Source organism: Bartonella sp. EBT8 (genome assembly GCF_055796165.1).
The window spans coordinates 1-19,198 of record NZ_JBTTDJ010000006.1 but is presented as its reverse complement, the minus strand read 5'-3'; the positions used below and the strand labels follow the sequence as shown (position 1 = coordinate 19,198).

The 19,198-nt window shown below is 43.4% G+C and carries 23 protein-coding genes and 2 pseudogenes; 23 read left to right on the top strand and 2 right to left on the bottom strand.

The window, feature by feature from the left end:
* Positions 1-1,768 precede the first annotated feature (1,768 nt).
* Together AC0QT4_RS05370 and AC0QT4_RS05365 are read right to left on the bottom strand one after the other, a co-directional pair.
* Positions 1,769-1,999 carry a hypothetical protein gene (locus AC0QT4_RS05370; protein ID WP_473200687.1) on the bottom strand — a complete coding sequence of 77 codons (231 nt, stop codon included), beginning with the start codon at positions 1,997-1,999 and terminating at the stop codon, positions 1,769-1,771.
* 1,191 nt (positions 2,000-3,190) lie between these two features.
* Complete coding sequence (locus AC0QT4_RS05365) at positions 3,191-3,721, bottom strand: helix-turn-helix domain-containing protein (protein ID WP_473200686.1); 531 nt, start codon at positions 3,719-3,721, stop codon at positions 3,191-3,193.
* Between the two features lie 153 nt (positions 3,722-3,874).
* On the opposite strand from AC0QT4_RS05365, the gene AC0QT4_RS05360 reads away from it, so the two are divergent.
* The 23 genes and pseudogenes from AC0QT4_RS05360 to AC0QT4_RS05250 all read left to right on the top strand — a co-directional run.
* Complete coding sequence (locus AC0QT4_RS05360) at positions 3,875-4,168, top strand: helix-turn-helix domain-containing protein (RefSeq protein ID WP_473200729.1); 294 nt, start codon at positions 3,875-3,877, stop codon at positions 4,166-4,168.
* Positions 4,169-4,368: 200 nt separating this feature from the next.
* A pseudogene (locus AC0QT4_RS05355) lies at positions 4,369-4,768 on the top strand (hypothetical protein).
* Positions 4,768-5,643, top strand: coding sequence for a ParB/RepB/Spo0J family partition protein (locus tag AC0QT4_RS05350; protein ID WP_473200685.1), 876 nt, complete (start codon positions 4,768-4,770; stop codon positions 5,641-5,643). Before AC0QT4_RS05355 ends, AC0QT4_RS05350 begins: the two are co-directional and overlap by 1 nt.
* 1 nt (position 5,644) lies before the next feature.
* Complete coding sequence (locus AC0QT4_RS05345) at positions 5,645-5,791, top strand: hypothetical protein (RefSeq protein ID WP_473200684.1); 147 nt, start codon at positions 5,645-5,647, stop codon at positions 5,789-5,791.
* Complete coding sequence (locus AC0QT4_RS05340) at positions 5,791-6,249, top strand: hypothetical protein (RefSeq protein ID WP_473200728.1); 459 nt, start codon at positions 5,791-5,793, stop codon at positions 6,247-6,249. Before AC0QT4_RS05345 ends, AC0QT4_RS05340 begins: the two co-directional genes overlap by 1 nt.
* Positions 6,246-8,234, top strand: a complete 1,989-nt coding sequence (locus tag AC0QT4_RS05335) for a transposase domain-containing protein (RefSeq protein WP_473200683.1) — start codon at positions 6,246-6,248, stop codon at positions 8,232-8,234. The genes AC0QT4_RS05340 and AC0QT4_RS05335 overlap by 4 nt, the downstream gene beginning before the upstream one ends.
* A gap of 346 nt (positions 8,235-8,580) precedes the next feature.
* Positions 8,581-9,609, top strand: coding sequence for an AAA family ATPase (locus AC0QT4_RS05330; RefSeq protein ID WP_473200682.1), 1,029 nt, complete (start codon positions 8,581-8,583; stop codon positions 9,607-9,609).
* Complete coding sequence (locus AC0QT4_RS05325; protein ID WP_473200681.1) at positions 9,606-9,896, top strand: hypothetical protein; 291 nt, start codon at positions 9,606-9,608, stop codon at positions 9,894-9,896. Before AC0QT4_RS05330 ends, AC0QT4_RS05325 begins: the two co-directional genes overlap by 4 nt.
* Positions 9,893-10,171 carry a hypothetical protein gene (locus tag AC0QT4_RS05320; RefSeq protein WP_473200680.1) on the top strand — a complete coding sequence of 93 codons (279 nt, stop codon included), beginning with the start codon at positions 9,893-9,895 and terminating at the stop codon, positions 10,169-10,171. Before AC0QT4_RS05325 ends, AC0QT4_RS05320 begins: the two co-directional genes overlap by 4 nt.
* On the top strand, positions 10,155-10,778 hold the full coding sequence (locus AC0QT4_RS05315) for a DUF3164 family protein (protein WP_473200727.1): 624 nt from the start codon (positions 10,155-10,157) through the stop codon (positions 10,776-10,778). Before AC0QT4_RS05320 ends, AC0QT4_RS05315 begins: the two co-directional genes overlap by 17 nt.
* Before the next feature lie 12 nt (positions 10,779-10,790).
* Positions 10,791-11,423 carry a regulatory protein GemA gene (locus AC0QT4_RS05310; protein WP_473200679.1) on the top strand — a complete coding sequence of 211 codons (633 nt, stop codon included), beginning with the start codon at positions 10,791-10,793 and terminating at the stop codon, positions 11,421-11,423.
* Between the two features lie 6 nt (positions 11,424-11,429).
* Entirely contained in the window at positions 11,430-11,837 is a 408-nt protein-coding gene (locus tag AC0QT4_RS05305; RefSeq protein WP_473200726.1) for a helix-turn-helix domain-containing protein, read from the top strand.
* Between the two features lie 71 nt (positions 11,838-11,908).
* Positions 11,909-12,505, top strand: coding sequence for a glycoside hydrolase family 19 protein (locus AC0QT4_RS05300; protein WP_473200678.1), 597 nt, complete (start codon positions 11,909-11,911; stop codon positions 12,503-12,505).
* Positions 12,502-12,789: a hypothetical protein gene (locus AC0QT4_RS05295; RefSeq protein WP_473200677.1), complete on the top strand. Its 288-nt coding sequence runs from the start codon at positions 12,502-12,504 to the stop codon at positions 12,787-12,789. Before AC0QT4_RS05300 ends, AC0QT4_RS05295 begins: the two co-directional genes overlap by 4 nt.
* Positions 12,782-13,120, top strand: coding sequence for a hypothetical protein (locus AC0QT4_RS05290; RefSeq protein WP_473200676.1), 339 nt, complete (start codon positions 12,782-12,784; stop codon positions 13,118-13,120). The genes AC0QT4_RS05295 and AC0QT4_RS05290 overlap by 8 nt, the downstream gene beginning before the upstream one ends.
* Positions 13,113-13,328 (top strand): hypothetical protein, encoded by a 216-nt coding sequence (locus AC0QT4_RS05285; RefSeq protein WP_473200675.1) that lies wholly within the window; start codon positions 13,113-13,115, stop codon positions 13,326-13,328. Before AC0QT4_RS05290 ends, AC0QT4_RS05285 begins: the two co-directional genes overlap by 8 nt.
* Positions 13,325-13,639, top strand: a complete 315-nt coding sequence (locus AC0QT4_RS05280) for a DUF2730 family protein (protein WP_473200674.1) — start codon at positions 13,325-13,327, stop codon at positions 13,637-13,639. The genes AC0QT4_RS05285 and AC0QT4_RS05280 overlap by 4 nt, the downstream gene beginning before the upstream one ends.
* Entirely contained in the window at positions 13,636-13,995 is a 360-nt protein-coding gene (locus tag AC0QT4_RS05275) for a VpaChn25_0724 family phage protein (protein WP_473200673.1), read from the top strand. The genes AC0QT4_RS05280 and AC0QT4_RS05275 overlap by 4 nt, the downstream gene beginning before the upstream one ends.
* Entirely contained in the window at positions 13,958-14,539 is a 582-nt protein-coding gene (locus AC0QT4_RS05270) for a phage protein Gp27 family protein (protein WP_473200672.1), read from the top strand. Before AC0QT4_RS05275 ends, AC0QT4_RS05270 begins: the two co-directional genes overlap by 38 nt.
* Positions 14,532-16,154 carry a hypothetical protein gene (locus AC0QT4_RS05265; protein WP_473200671.1) on the top strand — a complete coding sequence of 541 codons (1,623 nt, stop codon included), beginning with the start codon at positions 14,532-14,534 and terminating at the stop codon, positions 16,152-16,154. The genes AC0QT4_RS05270 and AC0QT4_RS05265 overlap by 8 nt, the downstream gene beginning before the upstream one ends.
* A 12-nt stretch (positions 16,155-16,166) precedes the next feature.
* Positions 16,167-17,768, top strand: coding sequence for a DUF935 domain-containing protein (locus tag AC0QT4_RS05260; RefSeq protein ID WP_473200670.1), 1,602 nt, complete (start codon positions 16,167-16,169; stop codon positions 17,766-17,768).
* Positions 17,761-18,006: pseudogene (locus AC0QT4_RS05255) on the top strand (phage head morphogenesis protein); the annotation flags it as partial. The gene AC0QT4_RS05260 and the pseudogene AC0QT4_RS05255, both read left to right, overlap by 8 nt.
* Positions 18,007-18,175: 169 nt before the next feature.
* The coding region (locus tag AC0QT4_RS05250; RefSeq protein ID WP_473200669.1) for a tyrosine-type recombinase/integrase at positions 18,176-19,198 on the top strand (1,023 nt) is incomplete at its 3' end.

Here is a 19,198-nt window from a genome sequence, read left to right as displayed (position 1 = left end):
GATCATTATGCTTAAACCGCAACCATGACGTTTAAACTCTGGTGATCCCAATGGAGTACCAAATAGGGGGTATGGTTCAAGATAAATGAGTAGGTTGCCAATGTGATAAAAGAGTAGAAGGTTGTTTTTCATATTGTTAAGGCTCACTTGACACAGCTTGGTCAACAAAAAACTATGACGATTATCAAAATATCTATAAAAACCTCGGCGCACTTCTCTATGAGGAGTTAGGCAATCACCATTCTGCTAAGAATATTAGTAAGTGTACAATCCTGAAGCATTCAATTTTTATAACGATGTGTGTGCTATAAGTGCCATTTTAAGAATGGTGCCTGAAATCAAAAACATCGTAGTCTGTTCTGTTATTTTAGTACAGATATTCGTGAAAGTTCATTTCCTGTTTCGAGTGGAAATATTCATACTCTCAAGGAGAGCTTAAGTTATTTTGGGGACTGTGGAGATCCTCACTCTCTGTAACTTTATAATTATCGAAATTATACGGTATGCTTGGGGGATCGTTTATGGAGATGAAAAATCAATAAATTTTTGGATGAGCTTAAAGAAGATTTAGCAGTTGTTGATGAGAGAGGTAACGTGACAATCATCAATTTTCATGATACTCGTGTGGCATCTATTGATGGTGAGTTCTTTTTTTCTCGTAAAAAACTAGGGATTAGGTTTTATTTAAGTCAATCATGACTCCCTATAATGTCAAAGCAATCTTAACGAGATATATCCATTATCAATTCTGTTTCTGCGCAAAAATGGTGAAGTCTTTGGGAAAATTCATGTTTACACAGCTGGTGCATTCTGCAATAGAGATTATTATCTTATAGATATGAAAAGAAAAACTCTTCACGTTAAAGCTTATAATGGAGAGATAGAAAAAACTTTTTAATATTAAAAATCTTGATCTTATTGGAATAAGATACACAAGTTTTTGTAATCCGCAGTAAATTATAATAAAATTTGCTTCTTACTGAAAGCATGAGAGAAAAAGCACACTGTATCAGAAATTTGCAAAGTAATGCTTATTATTTAACTCTTGCTCTCTACTGCATGAAACGAAAAGGACATTTTGTTACTTGTCTTTTTTAGCTGCTCTCATTTCCCTTTATGCCTAAACATATAAGCTCTAATGCACTTGTCGAGTCTTTATTATGCAATATGGTTCGGGTTCATTGATGAGTAGATCCATGTATTGAGAACTCTCTGTTTACTGTGAAGAGAGTGCCAACGGTTCTTTAAAAGCTTTTAAAATGTTCATTTTAGAAAGACTTTGGCTGGTTTGCACATTGTCTATCTTTCCAAAAATGTTTTTCTTATCGTAAAAGAGATTTCCTACGTTTTCTTAGCGTGAAGAAGATACGCTTTTTGTAAAGTAAATAGGCATTTTTGATGATTTTAGCAGAGTTTTTTAAAATATCCCTCAATGCATCAATCATTTTTGCTATTCTTTATAAATAAGAAAAAGAACCTATTTTAAAAAGAGAAAAGAACAAAGTTTTGCTGTGCCCAAAATAAAATTTTCTAACAAAAGAATTAAAAGATGAAAAAATCCTCCCTGCTTTAATTTACCAAAGAACTATAGTTTTATCACTTTTGTCAACACGGACTGCTATCATAGCCAACATATTTAGAAAATATCATATCCAAGATGTTTTTCTAAAACTTAAATCGCTAAAAATAAAAGTGCCACTTTGAAAAGATACGCACCTTATGCAATAAGATGCGCTCTTCTTATCAAAATTATCTTTATTTACTCATTTTAATTAATGGAACATGACATCCAATTGTAACCACTGTGCTGTTTCGGATCAAGATCACGACAAGAATTTCTCAATCCCATAGCTAAAAGAAGCGAACGATTACGCTTTTGAATTTGGAATCTGTCCGTTCTATATGAAAAGAGGTTTCTCCTTTTAGGAACAATAATTTTTTTAAGAATTTCTCTCTCCCGCTTTCCAAGATTACCTTGTTTTGCCATCTTTTCTATCAACTGATCAGTTTTACTTCCCTACCCATTTCCTACCGGCAGTGCACTAGCTGTTCATTGGAGATAGGAGAGAAAACAAGGTTGCAGCTAAAATAATATGTTTCACGAAACAAACTCCTTTAAACTCATAAATTATTTTATTTAAACTAATGATTGACTATTATGCGTAAAGATTAGAGCACATTATGGATGGGGCCGGTAACAAGTAAATTATAGTTTGTCAACAATATTCGATCATTAGATTAAGTATGTTAACATCTACTATGGTAAGGGATTTTTTATAAAAAGAATGCCTGATGATTACATGACTGGTGCTGAACGTGAAAAATTGTAAGCAGGTAATTTAAATTAAGGTGATATTTATGTTGCTGAAGCAGAGGCTGTGCTGCTAAAGTATGTGCTGTTAAAGTTAATGGCTGTCAAGCAGTGGAGGAATGGTTGGCTATGGTCGAATTACCCAGCCATATCGTTCATTTTTTTTAAATCGGTATGGAGCGCTATTTATTCGTGATATGGGGTTTCTTATAAAAATACTGATAAGGAATATAGTCCGTATTAGTTAAATAAAGATTTTCTAATACAATGTATCGATTTTTACTGAAAGTAGTGTGATCTATAAAGGGCATCTTTTATTAGCCATGTTTGCTCATATGTGCTAGAAACTCAAACCACTCCGATTGATATATTAAAATTATTACCTCTTGATTCTGTTTTGAAAAAACATATTCTTGGTGAATATATTGATACAATGTCAGATAGAGGGTATGTTGATACATGTGGTTTGATGGTAGGATTTGCGCTAAATGAGAAGAGGTAGAGTCAGGAAGAAATATTTGATAACTTATTTCTTTTATTAGTTATTTTTCATTCTTCAATGTGTGTTCCATCCAAAATGAATTTTGATACCTAAAAATTGCAAAAAGAACGAAAAATGCCAAAAATTAGAATTTTGTACTAAAAATAAGAAAAGGCTGTGAAAGTTCAGAAAACCAGCTTTGAAGACCCTTTGAAAAAAATGAAGCAAAAAGTGTAATCACCTTCAAAATCAGCCCAAAATGACCAAAAAAGCAAAATAGAAATGCGCCGTATGACGCATTTCTATTTTTATCTCATATAATCTTTTGAAAACAATAAGTTAATTTATTTTATTAATGTAAGGAGAAACGCGTCTACATTTTTCCTTTTAAAGGGACATTAGGCCATATTTTGTGTGGTTGTTAGATGTGCTTTTTCAGCTTCAATTTGTCGCTTTAAATGTAATTTTAGAAGAGGAAAAGTCGCTTCGACTTCTTCTGGGTCATTGATGTTTTGAACAAGCTCTTGCAACTTTCTATAAAGCTCTGCCGCTAATTCCGCTATATCTTCAGGGGGGAGTTTTATTTTTGCGTCGCGATAGGTTGTATAAGCTATGCGACCGAGCTTTTTCATGAGTCCAGTAGGGATGGTAGGTGCTTTAAAACCTGCTGCTTTCGCTTTTGCCATGTCACTGAACATTTCACCTTCACCAGTAACAAGCCAATCTAAGGATATTCCACAACGATCTTTATATATTCGCAGTATAGATGATGGGGGCTCTCGTAGACCCGTTTCATAATTGCGCATAGTTGTTTCGGGAATATCAAAATGTTTAGCAAATTGTTTGCGCTCCGTGAAACCAAGGGTGTGCCGTATTTCACGCAATCGTTTTGCCAGTTCTGTTGTAGGTTCTTTTTCAGGGCGTGCCAAAAAAAATTACTCCAAATGACATTTGGGTATTTACAAAAGCCTATTTAGGCCGTATACCTCATATTACCGTCTGTTAAAAAAGACAGTTATTACACAAAGAACCCCACAAAAGACGGATGTTTGCGGCATCCGTTTCAAGCAGGAGCGAAAGTTATGACTCTCACACAAGTATGGGATCGCCATAGTATTTTAGCTGAGCTACGCCGCCGTAATATGACCTTGGCGGAACTCACGAAAGTTTATCAAATCCCGTCGTCCAGTGTCAAAAACATTTGGACACGGCCCAATGAAAAAGCCGAACGTGCCATTGCCGATTTTATCGGCTTGCCCGTCGAGCAGGTTTTTAGCGACCGATACCCTAAAACGAGCCGTCGCATTTTTAAAGCAGCAAAACATGCCAATACGGATTTGAGTGCACATTCCACATTGCGCGGTAATGCCGCTTGAACTTTGTTGCAAGGTTGTGCGTGTGTTTTACGCATTTCCCATGAATTTAAATATCATAAGATAAAAAGAGTTATCAATGTCTAAACATCAATACGAAATAGGCAAGATAAATTGCAGAGAGTTGCATGGTCAAACGGCCGTTTGGATGGGTTTGTTTTGGCGCTTAGGTGGTCAGCAGGTTTTCTTTAGAGGGGGGTGTTATGGTTGCAGCTTGTAATTTATGGACCCCAGAGGCAAAAAGAGAAATCGTCAATCCTTATTCAGAGGTTGAACGATTAGAAAAGATGCTTGCTTGTTGTTTTAAGGCGGTGAATGGAGGCTTTAGGCATCTACCGATCCGGTATATTATTGATCCGCCGCATGGTTTGTTTGATGCGGCATTAGCGCGGCAGATTGTTATTCATATTTTGCATTATCAGTTTGAAGTGCCGCGGCGGCGTATTGTTGCCATACAGGCACGGCAGCGGACTTCTATATCTTTGTCTCTTCAAGTGATTAGTCGTCGTTTGAACGATCCTGTTTTTGCTAGAGCTTATCAAAGATGGGCTGTGCCGTGCGATGGATTTGTTTTTTAAAGAAATGAGAAAGGCGGCGGGGTGATGGCACAGTTTCAAAGACTTTCTCTTGATGTGATTGTTGTGCCGGAGCGTATTCGCCCTGTGGATGATGAGCATGCTAAGGCTCTTGCGCAATCGATAGCGCGAGAAGGGTTGATGAACCCAATTACCGTGCGTCATACGCCTAATGCCAAGGAGGGCAATTATACGCTTATTGCCGGAGCGCACCGATTACGGGCTGCTACGCTTTTGGGTTATAGCGAAATTGATGCGGTTGTAGTGCAAGCGGATAAGGAGAATGCTGCTCTATTAGAGGTTGCGGAAAATCTGTTTCGCAATGAATTGTTTGTTATTGACCGTGCTTTGTTTGTCCAGACTTACCGCGAATTGTGGAAGAAGGAGTATGGGGAAATCAAGCGTGGTGGGGATGGTAGTAACCAGCATAAAAGCAAAAAAGAGCAATTGGTGCAAGTTGCCCCAATTGCTCAAATCAGTGACAATGTCTCTTCAAATGATAATGAAATCACGTGTGAAAGGGACAAAGTGGTAAAGGGGCAACTTGCACCTTTGATCGGAGATGATGGGTCTTTGGAGGAATTCGGTCAACTTGACCGAATTGCTCAAAGGAGTAGCAATAGTGCAAAGTTTGCACAATCGCATGATGAAGAGCAATTGGGTAAAGTTTACCCTTTTGCTAAACATGTAGCGGATCGCATTGGTTTGTCGAAACGCGCAGTACATTATTTAACGAAGATTGCGCAGTATTTACAGCCGGAGTTGCGGTCGGTTTTGCGTGGAACGGCCTTGGCGGATAATCAGGCACAATTATTGAAGTTAGCAAAGATGGAACCGTTGGCGCAACGGCGGGTGGCGGTTGCTTTTCAACAGGTTGAGGGGGGATTTACGGCGGGATTTTGATTTGGTCAATGGCATTAATACGCCCCCGCAAATCAATGAACAGGAACGGATTTTTGCCCAATTATTGGGGGTGTGGCAAAGGGCGAATGAGCAAACGCGGGCGCGTTTTTGCAACTATTTAGAAAAGCAAGCGGTGGAGGTGCAATGATGAAGATACATGATTGCGGGCAGCTTGATTTTTTCCAAAAGCCGGTTTTTCCTTGTCGCGAACCGGTTGCGCAAATTGATTTAGAGCGGTTTCGCTCACATATGAAGCGCGCCATGGCACGGGCTTTGCGCGAATGCCGGTTTGAACGCAGCGTGGTTGCTGAACGTATGGCGCATTATTTGGGCATTGGTTGTTTGAGTAAGGCGAGTTTGGATGCTTATGTTGCTGAGAGTAAGCAGGTGGATATTTCTCTACCGCGTTTTAAGGCCTTTGTGCGGGCGACGGAAGCCTTCTGGCTCTGGGATGAGGTTGTGCGTGAAGATGGTTTGTTGTTGTTGCAAGGGGATGAAGCGCGTTTGGCAGAGATTGCACGGCTCCAGCAAGAACAGCGGGAGATTGCGGCGCGGTTAAAGGTTATGCGTGCAACCCCTGTGAGAATTAGACGAGGGCAGCCATGAAGGAATGGTTTAGTATTGCTGAATTGGCTGAAGCGGCTTTGCCAAGTTTGCCGAAGAGCAAAAGTGGATTTCGCAGGATTTTATCGACGAAATGGCGCCATCATAATGACTTGATACGCAAAGTTAAAGGAGCGTTTCGACCCATTGTCGAGATTCATCTCTCCTTATTACCGGAGGAGGCGCGGGCGGCTTTGTTGGTGCGAACTGGAGCGGGGTGTGTTTCACAAGAGGTAGAGAGTAATGGACAAAAAGAAGACCTTTGGGCGCGTTATGAGGGACTTTCAAAGGAGCATAAAAGGCGTTGTGAAGAGCGTTTGAAGGCACTTTGTTTTATGGATGATTTGCTCCATGGAGGTCTTGGCGTGCATGATGGAGCGGTACGGACAGCTGTTCACTTTGGTATTAGTTGTCGGTCACTGTTTCATTGGTGGCAAAGGGTGGAAGGTTATGAACGCCCAGATTGGCTTGCAGCTTTAGCACCTTGTTATGGTGAGGAGAATTTTTCACAATTTGCGCCCTGTCATGAGGAAGCTTGGGAAGTTCTCTGTTCGGATTATTTACGTCCCTCTAAACCTGCTTTTTCGGCATGTTATCGGCGGATGGTTGTGATTGCGCGGGAGAGAGGCTGGGAACCACTTCCTTCAGAGCGGGCTTTGCGGCGCCGTTTTCATAAAGAAGTTTCCAAGGCGGCAGTGGTGTTGGCGCGTGAGGGGGAAGAAAAGGCGAAGAAGCTTTATCCAGCACAACGGCGTGATCGCTCGAGTTTGCATGCTTTGCAAGCGGTGAATATGGATGGGCATAAGTTGGATGTTTTTGTGACTGTGCCTTGGACTCAAAGACCTGTGCGTCTTTATTTGATAGCTATTCAAGATCTTTATTCAGGGAAGATTTTATCGTGGCGCCTATCGGATGTTGAAAGCTGGGAAATCGTTCGTTTGGTGATTGGGGATATGGTTGAAGCCTATGGGATACCGGAGCGTATGACTTTGGATAATGGGCGCGCCTTTACTAGCAAATGGATTTCTGGGGGTGTGCAAAACCGTTTTCGCTTTAAGATTAAGCCGGATGATCCGCAAGGGCTTTTGACGAGTTTGGGTGTGCAGTTGCAATGGACGACGCCCTATAGTGGGCAATCGAAACCGATTGAACGGGCTTGGCGTGATTTGGCGGAGGGGATTTCGAAACATCCTTTTTGTGCGGGGGCTTATACGGGCAATAAGCCGGATGCTAAGCCTGAGGATTATGGCAAGCGTGCGGTAAGTTTTGAAGCATTTAAAGCCCATGTTGGAGAGCAGATTATGGCGCATAATGAGCAAGCGGGGCGCAAGGCGGTTAATTGTGCGGGGCGCAGTTTTGATGTGACCTTTGAAGAAAGCTTAAAAGCTGATGGGACGATTATCCGGCAAGCAACAGCGGCACAACGGGCTTTATGGCTTTTGACTTCAGAAGCGCTGCGTACGCAAAAGGGCACGGGCGAGATTCATTTTTATGGCAATCGTTACTGGGACCGTGCGTTGAATGAATATGCGGGGCAGAAGGTGGTTGTGCGCTTTGATCCGGATCATTTGCATCAGGATTTGCGGGTTTATGATTTGAACAATCGGTTTATTTGCATGGCATCTTGTCTTTGCGATGTGGGTTTTTACGACCAGCATGCGGCGCGTTTGAATGGGCGTTTGCGTAAAGAATATGTGAAGGCTGTGAAAGCCGAAAAGCAGTTGGCAGCCAAACTTGCGCCTGATCAATTGGCTGATGTTTATGCTTGCGTTGAACAAAAGGGCAAAGAGTTAAAACGCAAATCTCCTATCAAAGCAAAGGTTACGAGATTGGTGACAAACAATGTGGGGAATTTAGCTTTGACAGTGAAGGAAGATGAGGCTTTGGGAGAAGAAGAATTTAGTCAACATCTTCATAAGGCTTTGAGACGGCTTTCTGTCAGTGATGGGGGGCGTGAAGTGATTAAATTTCCAAAGTCCACAGAATGAGATGAGAGGATAAGGAGGGGGGAAGAATTTTTAAAGGGGAGCCGGTTGAGTGTTGCGTACGGCTTTATGAGAATACAGATGAGAGGCAGGTTGGAGCTCTGCCTATTCGAACTCAAAAATCAATAGATCAGATCAAAAATCAATACAGCAAAGCTTTAAGGTGCCTTGTCGAAAACGGGTAAGGTGTGAGAAGCGATTCACTTTCCCCTGATTTAAGTGCGAAAGGATGAGGGGGATTTGTCGGGAGCCGGTTGAGTATCGCGTACGGCTTTAGGTTAAACAAAAATGGGTAGGTTTGCGACCCTACCCATTCATTAGTCTAAATCAATACGAGAGGGGATTATAGATGAAATACGCGATAAATGCAACAGTTGAGAAAAATTCTTGGGCGCGCCCAAAAATCCAGCCTGAAATAGCAGCAAACCGCAACAGTGATGATATTGCCTTATGGAATACGCTTGTGGATTCGGTTAGAGCTATAGGGAAAATGAATGATTGGACGAAGGCGGAAGTTGCGCGGCGCATTGGTATGCCGGATGGAACATTTTCGCAATGGTATGCGGGCAGTTATGCGGGGCAATTGGGCAAGCAGAATACAAAAGTTCAACAGTGGGTGGAGGCTTTAAAGGATGTGGATGCGCTTTTGGAGCGTATTCCTGAAAAGCCGGCCTTTCAGAGGAATCGTATTGCGCAGGAAATCATTGATACTTTAACACTGGCACAAAGCACGGGCGATATGGTGATGATTACGCTTGATGCGGGCAGTGGCAAAACGGAAACATGCCGCCATTACCGTGCAACGCGCCCGCATGTTTATTTGGTGACAGCAAGCCCGCATACGCGCAGTGTTCATGGTATTTTGAATGATATGGCAGCGGAATTGGAAGTGGTGGAATATAATCCCACCCGCTTAACACGCGCCATTGGTAAGAAGTTAGAGCGGGTAGGTGGTGGGACGTTACTGATTGTTGATGAGGCACAAAATTTAACGGATGAGGCGATTAATCAATTGCGCCATTTTGTTGATGTCAATGGTACAGGCTTGGCTTTGGTTGGCAATGATGAGATTTCTGGACGTTTGGTTCACCGTCAAAATGGCCCCTCTTATGCGCAAATTAAAAGCCGTTTGGCGATGCATTTGAAGCGCCGTAAGCCCTATAGTGAAGATATTGCTGCCCGCATCCATGATTGGGGGATTGAAGATGCTGGAGCGATTAAGTTTCTGACAGGGATTGGTTTAAAAGCTGGTGCTTTGCGGCAAATTGACAAAACCATGGTGCTGGCGAGCATGGCAGCCCTTGGAGATGGGTGTGAGGTCACACTTAAACATGTCAAAGCGGCATGGAAAAACCGTGACGTGGAGGAATTGGCATGATCCCTTTGTGCGATAAAGAATTATCCGATACGCTTGTTGGTCTTTATGACGATTATCAACGTGGTTTTGAGATTGGGGACCAGCTTAAACTCTGTGTTGATTTGGCGTTATCCATTGAATTGGAATTGAGCATTCACCGTCTAAGCGAAGCAGAAGCGGTTTTAGAAAGCCAAGTGGTGGACTCTTTTGCCCGTTGCCAAAATTCTTCTTCAAAGAGGGATGAGGCAAAAACAAGAGATGAGACAGGTACAGTTATTCCTATAGATTTTGGAGGAGGCAAATCATGAAACGTAATCCCTATATGGTCAGTGAATGTTTGGTTGCCATGCGTTCTGCTTTGTTAAAGCATGAGTTGGAAGGCATTTTTTTGAGTGCGAAAGATGTTCGAGAATTGAATGATTATTTGCGCCGTTTAGCGCGCTATAACCACATTTTGGGTCATGAACTTTGTCGGTATCGTTGGCAAATAAAGGCGGGGTACCAGCCGCAATCATGTGAAGTTGTACCGTTTCGCCGTTTTCAGAAAAACAAGGAGGATTTTTATGATGAATCAACGAATTGAGCTTGAAGGCACGCATTATATGAAGGATGCAAAGGGGGCTTTGGTGCCGGTCAATTTAATCCGCCCTGCGGATTTATTAGAAGATGAAACGGTGCGTAAAATTATGGGCTTTGCCAAAGAATTATCGGCAAGGGTTGCACGTTTTAACAATCATACGATTGCGGATTTGAGTGCCTTTGATAGTTTACTTGCGCAAGAATATGGTGTGGAGCGGCGTGGTAAAAAGGGCAATTGTACTTACCAGAGTTTTGATGGTTTGCAACGCATTCGGGTGCAAGTGCAAGAAAGTGTTGATTTTGGTCCGCAATTGCAAATAGCCAAAAGCCTTCTTGATGAGTGTTTGAATGAATGGTCTGCGAATGCGCGTCCTGAAATCCGCGCTATTATTACCCGTGCTTTTAATACCGATAAAGAAGGGAAAGTCAATCGTGGCGAAATCTTTATGCTGTTGCGTTTGGATATTGATGATCCTCGCTGGAAGCAAGCTATGCGTGCAATTCGTGAAGCAATCCGTGTGACGACCAGTAAGGAATATGTGCGTTTTTATGAACGGGACAGTTTGGAGCACCCTTGGCACCCTGTCACGATTGATTTGGCAAAGACGTGAGGAGGGGGGAAAATGTCTTTGGCTGCTCTTCATATGGGCAAACGTGCTTTAGGTCTTGATGATGAGACCTATCGCGCCCTGCTTTTTCGCTTAACAGGCAAGCAATCGGCGAAAGATTTAACTGTTTTAGAACAGCGTCTTGTTGTTGATGAGATGAGAGCGTGCGGCTTTCAGGAAAATGGAAAACGGTTAGAGGGCAAATATGCCAAAAAGCTTCAGGCCTTATGGATTGCGGGATGGAATCTTGGCATTATCCGTGATCGTTCAGACAAAGCGTTGCTTGCCTTTGTCAAACGGCAAACGGGCATTGATCATATTCGTTTTTTACGGGATGGCGATGATGCGGCAAAAGCTATTGAGGCGTTAAAAAATTGGTTGCAGCGTGAGGGCGGGGTTGACTGGAAAGGGAAAAAGATTCAAGATTCTTTGCAGAAACTACTGGGGCAGAAAGTACCGGGATATTTGATTTTATGTGCCCAATGGAAGCGTTTGCATCCTCATGGTTCCTTTGACTGTGAGGCTTTTCATCAAAGTGTTATGGCTGAGAGCGGTAAGGCTTTAGGGGAGATGGATGTTTTTGCTTTGAGACAAGTGATGAATGTTTGGGGGCGGAAAATTCGCGGGAGGAAAGGTTATGGGGGATAAGTGCGCATGCAAGAGGAAGCTTATAGTGATTTTCCAGCATTGTTGCGTGAAATAGCCGCTGTTGCTGGCAATGAGGCGGCATGGAATATAATGCGGGCTTTTGGTGGGCGACAGGTTTATCTTCCTGGGCGCCTTGAAAATGCTGATTGGTTGGTTGAGATTATAGGGCTTGAAGAAACAGAGCAACTGATCAAGCATTTTTGTTTTAACGGTGCTGGTGTGCGTCTTCTTATTCCCCTTGGCAGAGATGCTGAACGGCGGCAAAAAATGGCAGAAGCCTTGCAAAAAGGCTGGTCAGCGGATGCTGCGGCTGCTGTTTCTGGCATGCATGTGCGCACAGCTTACCGCTTGAAGAAGAAAATTTCTTTGCAAGAACCACAGGGTTCATTGTTTCCAGATTTTTATGAATATTGAGATGTTTGACTGACAGTGTCAGACTTATCTTTGCGGGTAGGAATCCAATAAACTGCGCATGGATTTTATGCATGCGGCGGTTTGTTATGGTTTCAATAGATAGCTCTTTTCTTCATAAGCTTGCCCCTCGATTGGCGCATCATGCGCGCCAAGATTTTATTATTGTGGAAATGGCACGGGCATTGCCTGAAGCTTTATCCTATGCTGCACTCACAACACCCTTGCGTATTGCGCATTTTCTAAGCCAATGTGCCCATGAAAGTGATGGTTTTTTTACGGTGTGTGAATATGCTTCTGGTCGTGCTTATGAGGGGCGCAAAGATTTAGGCAATGTTTGCCCAGGGGATGGGGTGCGCTTTAAGGGGCGTGGATTGATTCAATTGACGGGGCGCAAGAATTATCAACGTTTTACGCAGTTTTGGTGTTCGGTAGACGCGCAAGCGCTTGATTGTGAGGCTTTTCCAGAGATGGTAGAAAAATTTCCAGCAGCGCTTTGGTCGGCTATTTGGTTTTGGCAGATGAGAGGCTTGAATAGGTTAGCCGATCAAGATGATTTGCTAGGAATTACTAAGGCGATTAATGGGGGAAGGAACGGTCTTGTTCAACGTTTGGCTTATTTAAAGCGAGCCAAAAAGCTTTTGGGACTTTTTTGCGAGGCGAAGCTATGAAGCCGACCTATCGTGGTTCGAGACTCTATTTATGGTGGTCTTTTTGGTTTGCTTGGGCGGTTATTTTTTTGCTCATTTTGGGTGGTTTGTTAGGTGTGGCGCGCATTGTTGATATGGCGGCCATTTCTATTCCTTCGATGGTGGCGATTATTGTTGGCAATTTGGGTGTGCACCGCGGTTTTGGTTCGTTGGATTTTTCCAATAGGAAGCATTCCAATAAACGGCCTATCAGCTCTTATGATGTGGGAGAGAGAGCGCATTGGGGGGATAAACGCAATGTTTAATCCTCTTTTAAAATTGTCTTTTGGGATGGTTTTTCTGATGAGTGCGCTGTTAGCGGAATTTGGCTTTATGAAAGCGCAAGTTTTCAAAGCGGAAAAAGCGCGTGATTTGTATTGGCAGTTGGAAATTGCCAAGGTTTCAGCACGTGCACAATTTGAGAAAGAACAACAGAGGCAAGCAGCAGATGCTGCTGAAAGTCATGCGCAAAAGGCGATTTTAGCTTTGAGACAAGAGCTTATAAAAATGGAGGCAGCAAATGGGACTTTACCGGTTACTGGCTGTGGTATTGAGCTTGAACGTGTGCGGTTGCTCAACAAGCAAGCCGGTGGGTAATTTTTCTTATCGGTTTTTATCGGTTACATTGCCGCCGCTTGCACAAAGTGCGTGTTCTCGCCCGCTTTTGCTTCCAGAGCGTGCTTTGAACACACGAGAAGTGATGCATTATTGGGGGCGTGACCGTGCGGCTTTATTGATCTGCGAACAGCGTCGTGCTGCTGCAGTGAGAGCGGTTTTGAGCAAGAGGGAGGGGAATTTCAAGTGAATTTGGATATTAGTGTTGCCAATGGCTGGTTGTCTTTACTGCTGTCGATTGTAGCGATTTGTGGTGTTTTGAAAGCCTATTTTTCTTCTGGTACGCGAGAAATGTTGAAAGACCTCGTGCTGCTTAAGGAGCGTGTGCAAAAGTTAGAAACGGAGATAGATTTTTTGCCTGATCGCGACGGACTGCAACGATTGGAAGTGAATATGGAACGGTTAAATGGTCGTCTCAATACCCTTTCTGCACAGTTGCAACCGGTGGCGGCGATTGGTGAGCGCTTGCAAGAATTTTTACTGGAGAATGCCAAAAAATGAAAGCAGATATGGATAAGATCATCCGTGAAGAAGCGCGATTGATTATTTTAAAGGGGCTCCTTTGTGAGCGCAGTGAGACTTTATCGAGTGCGATGATTGAGCGGCTTTTATACAGTTATGGCATCAGACGAGATCGAGATTTTGTGCATAATGAATTGGCTTGGATGGAAGAGCAAGATGCTGTCACATTAAAAAAACAGGTGGATTCGGTTTTTCTTGCGGCGTTAACAGAACGAGGGGCGCGTCATTTAGATCGTAGCTTTTCTATTGAGGGGATTAAGCGGCCCAAACGCACATCAATAAAATATGAGGTGAAGGATGCGCAAGGTCGGGCGTGGACGCTTAACGGCGATTGATTTATTGCCGCAAGCTTGTGATCAGATTATTGCTGCGGCTGCTGAGGCTTTAAATGGGCGTGAGAAGACACAAATGGCTATTTATAGTGACTTTAAAGCGGCTTTAAAGGCTTTACAAAAGGAAACGGGATTAAGTTTTTCGATTCCTTCTTTTTCCAGTTTTAATCGTTATTCTTTGCGTTTGGCTGTGATGTCACGGCGCCTAGAACAGACAAGGGAAATAGCGGCCAGTCTCTCGCAGCGCTTTGATGCTAAAGCTTGTGACAATATTACGCTTTTGACGGCAGCTGCGATTAAAGAGCTTATTTTTTCCACATTAAGCAGTGGGAAAAACCTTTCACCAAAAGCGGCACAAGAGTTGGCAAATGCACTAAAGGGTGTGTTGGCTGCGGAACATTTGTCGACCACTAGGCGGCAAAAGCTTGAGAAAGATTTTGCGACCCAAGCGAGCAAAGCGGTTGATGCGGCAGCGGCAGCGGCGGGATTTTCCAAAGAGACAGCGCGTGCCATTCGTGCGCAAGTGTTGGGGATAAAACATGGCTGAAGGGTGCTCTTTCATAGAAAAACATGCTGATCATCAAAGCGGTTGTGATGTTTGGAAGGAAAGCGCTTTTCCAAAAGAGCAAGATCCTTTAGCGGATGGTGTTTTGATGGCACATCAACGGGCATGGATTGAAGATAAATCACCGTTAAAACTGGTTGAAAAGGGGCGGCGCACCGGTATTACTTTTGCTGAAGCTTTAGATGATACACTGATTGCTGCAGCAACGCGAGAAGCTGGTGGCGATAATGTTTTTTACATTGGCGATAGCAAAGAAAAGGGGCGGGAATTTATTGGCTATGTGAGCAATTTTGCAAGGGCTATTACCAGCAATAGTGGTGACGTGGAGGAATTTTTATTTTCTGATCAAAAGGCGGATGGATCGACAAAATATATTTCTGCTTACCGTGTGCGTTTTGCTTCTGGTTTTCGCATTGAAGCGCTTTCAAGCCGCCCTGAAAATATTCGCGGGTTGCAGGGGATTGTGGTGATTGATGAGGCAGCCTTTCATCAAGATGTGCGGGCTGTTTTAGATGCGGTCAATGCTTTGTTGATTTGGGGTGGTAAGATCCGTGTGATTTCCACGCATAATGGCGTGTTGAACCCTTTCAATGAACTGATCCGTGAGGCAAGGGCGGGGAAGGTTCCTTTTTCCGTGCATTGTTACCCCTTTGTTGAGGCGGTTAAAAATGGCTTGTTTAAACGGGTCTGTGCCATGAAGGGGGAGGTGTGGAGTGCAAGGGCGGAGCAACAATGGGAGCAGCAGATTCGTGCCTCTTATGGGGTGCGTTTTTCTGCGATGCGGCAAGAATTGGATGCGATCCCTGCCGATCAAGAAGGGGCTGCTTTAACGCGCTTACAGATTGAAAATTGTTGTGCGCCTGATATTGCGGTGTTGCGTTTTGCTTGTGTGGATGCTTTTAAAAATCAATCGGATTATCAACGAAGTGTTGCGGCGCTTAACTGGTGTGATGGGCATTTAAAGCCCCTTCATGTTGGGCTTGATCGGCGGCGCCAACATGTTTTTGGTGTTGATTTTGCCAGATCTGGGGATGCAACCTCGATTGTGGTTTTAGAAATTGGGCAAGATCTGGTGCGTCGTGTCCGGTTTATGGTGGAGTTGCGCAATACACCCTTTGATCAACAAAGAGAGATTTTATTTTATGTGGTGAGTGGTTTGCCGCGTTTGTTGGGGGGCGCTTTGGATGCACGGGGCAATGGGGCTTATTTAGCAGAAAAAGCGGCACAACGTTATGGTGCTTGTGTAAAGGAAGTGCAATTATCGCAAAGTTGGTATGGCAAAGAAATGCCCGCCTATTTAGAAGCTTTTGGTGATGGCACCATTGTTTTGCCGCGCGATTGTGACATTGTTGCTGATCATCAAGCCCTTGCTTATGTGAATGGCATTGTGAAAATTCCTGATACTCATCGTTTTAAAGGCAGTGATGGTTTTATGCGCCATGGGGATAGCGCGATTGCTTGTGCTTTGGCTTATTTTGCTAGCCGTCAAACTCCTGAGATTTACGACTATACACCTGTTCGTGCTGTTGATGGTTTTGAGGAAAGCCCGCTCTTTTCAACCCCCTTTTTTTCAACAATGCGGTCAAAGATTTATTGAGGAAATTGTGAAATGGTAAAACTTGTCGACCAATGGGGTAGGGCGTTGAACATTAAAGGGTTGGAGCGGGAAGTGGCGGCACCAACGATTGGTGGTGTGCGTGATGTTTGGTCACAAACCCTTGTCAGTGGTCTTACGCCCTTGCAACTTGCCGATATTTTGCAACAAGCAGCGCAAGGCACTCCAGAACAATTTTTCCAGCTTGCTGATGAAATGGAAGAGCGTGATTTGCATTATCGTGCCGTGCTTGGCATGCGTAAAAATGCTCTGACAGGGGTGGAACCAGGGGTGATTGCAGCAAGTGAGAGTGCTTTGGACAAAAAGATTGCCGATGCTGTTTACGAAGTGATTAAAGCGCCAACCTTTGTTGATGATTATGTGACGGATTTATTAGATGCTTTGGGCAAGGGCTATGCCATTGTTGAAACCTTGTGGGATAAAAGTGCTAAAGCATGGTGGCCTATTGCATGGAAATGGCGTGATCAGCGGTTTTTCCAATTGGATAGACGGGATGGTTTTCATTTGCGTTTAAAAGAAGAGGGCTCTCAAGATGGTTGCGAATTGCCTGCTTATAAATTTTCCATTCATCGACCAAAGCTTAAAAGCGGTTTGCCGATCCGTACAGGGCTCGCTAGGCTTGCGGCTTGGGCCTTTCTTTTTAAGTCTTATACTTTAAAGGATTGGATGGCCTTTTTAGAAATTTACGGCATGCCGTTGCGTTTGGGAAAATATGGAGCAAGCTCTTCCCATGAGGAGCGGCGGGTGCTTATTCAGGCTGTGCGTGATTTATCCAGTGATGCGGCGGCTATTATTCCTAAAGAAATGGAGATTGAATTTATTGAAGCAGCGGGGGGCAGTGGCAATGCTGTTTTTGCCTCTAAGGCTGAATATTTAGATCGGCAGATTTCTAAGGGTGTTTTAGGGCAAACCATGACGACGGATGATGGTTCGTCCTTTTCGCAAGCGCGTATTCATGAAAATGTCCGCCATGATATTGCCAGAGCTGATGCACGCCAATTGGCGCTTACCGCTAATCGTGATTTGATTGTGCCATTTGTTGATATTAATTTTGGTCGCCAAGAGCGCTACCCGCTTGTCTATTGGCCAATCTCTGAAAATGAAGATATTAAAGCTTTGAGTGATGCATTGGCAAAACTGGTGCCCTTGGGATTGCATGTTGGAGCGCAAGAAGTGCGCAATAAGATTGGTTTTTCGCAACCAACAAAAGAGGAAGATATTTTAAAAGCCCCTGATCATATTATCGGTGATGAGGCAAGACAAGAGAGCGGTGAGGAAAGCAAAAAGGCTGATGTTTGTGCCGATTGTGGTGGGGCTTTTGATGTTTCTCTTACAAGAGAGCGCAAGGGTGGAGGAGAGCAGGGTGGAGATCATCACGACGAATTAGAGCGTCTTTCTGAGGAGGCTTTAAGGGACTGGGAAGAGGATTTAGAACCCCTTTTAAAGCCCTTTAAAAAGCTTGTTGAACAAGCGAAAAGTTATGAGGATATCCTTAAAGGTTTAGATGAATTGCTCGGTCAAATGGATCATCACGCATTAGCCGCACGCTTGGCAAAGGTGCAAATGATTGCACGTGGGCTTGGGCACCATGGATGAGGAACTTTTCAAAACGGCTCCCAAAGAGGTCACGCGTTATTTTGCAGCTAAAAAGATTGTTCCAAGCTTTGATTGGCGCGATATAGCGCCGGAGGAACATGCTTTTTCCTTTACGGTAGCAAAATCGGTTGGCTATGATATTTTGGATGATTTTAAAGCCGCCGTTGGAGAGGCGATAAAAAATCGGCTTCCCTTTCAGGATTTTCAAAAAAATCTGACGCCGCTTTTACAGGACAAGATATTGATTTATAACGATAATTCATTGTTTTGCATGTTGAATGAGAGTTCATAATACCCTAAGATTCTCTCATTTCAATCTTGTTTATGATGAATCAAACCAAACCATCCCCTTGCACATCACAAGTGGGATTAACGTGTGGATAAAAAACGTTTAGAAAGGAGTAAAAATGCCTTTAATGAATCGTCTTAATGCAAGGGCTGTCGCAACATTGGGGGCTGGTAAATATAATGATGGTGCCGGCTTGCTACTTCACAAACGTAAAGATGGTGGTGCTCAGTGGATTTTACGCTATACCATCCACGGGCGGCGTCGTGAAATGGGCTTGGGTGCCTTAAGAGATGTCTCTTTAAAACAAGCCCGTGAATTGGCAACTGGGTGGCGTTCTGTTTTGCGTGAAGGTCGTGACCCCATTAAAGAACGTGAGAAACAAAAACGCGAAGCAATGCGTAATCTCCATTATCTCAAAGATATTGCTTTGGATGCTTTTGAAACTCGTAAAGCTGAATTAAAAGGAGATGGTAAAAATGGAGAGTGGTTTTCATCTTTAAAACTTCATATTCTCCCCCAATTAGGCTGCCTCCCCGTTTCAGAGATTACCCAAACCGATATACGCAATACACTCGCACCGATTTGGCATACAAAAGCTAAAACAGCTATGAAAGCTCTTAATCGCCTCAATATTTGCCTTAAACATGCTGCTGCAATGGGATTGGATGTTGATTTACAGGTAACAGAAAAAGCAAAAGCTTTGTTGGGGAAACAACGTCATAAAGCTACGAATAGACCAGCAATGAATTGGAGAGAGGTTCCGGATTTTTATAAAACACTTTGCAAAACACCAACTCTAACACAATTGGCTTTGCGTCTGCTTATTTTGACAGGGGTTCGTAGCAATTCCTTGCGTCATATCCATAAAGATCAGATTGAAGGTAGTGTATGGACTATTCCTGCTGAGAATATGAAAGGAAGGCGTGATGCTACAACAGAATTTCGCGTGCCTTTATCATCTGAAGCATTGGAAATTTTGAAACAAGCGCGTCTTCTATCTCGCAATGATTTCTTTTTTTCTGCAACAGGTCGTGGTCCCCTTGCTGAGAAGTCCATGTTAAAATATATGCAAAAAACTGGACTTGATGTTTGTCCCCATGGTTTTCGGTCTAGTTTACGCGATTGGTTAGCAGAAACAACA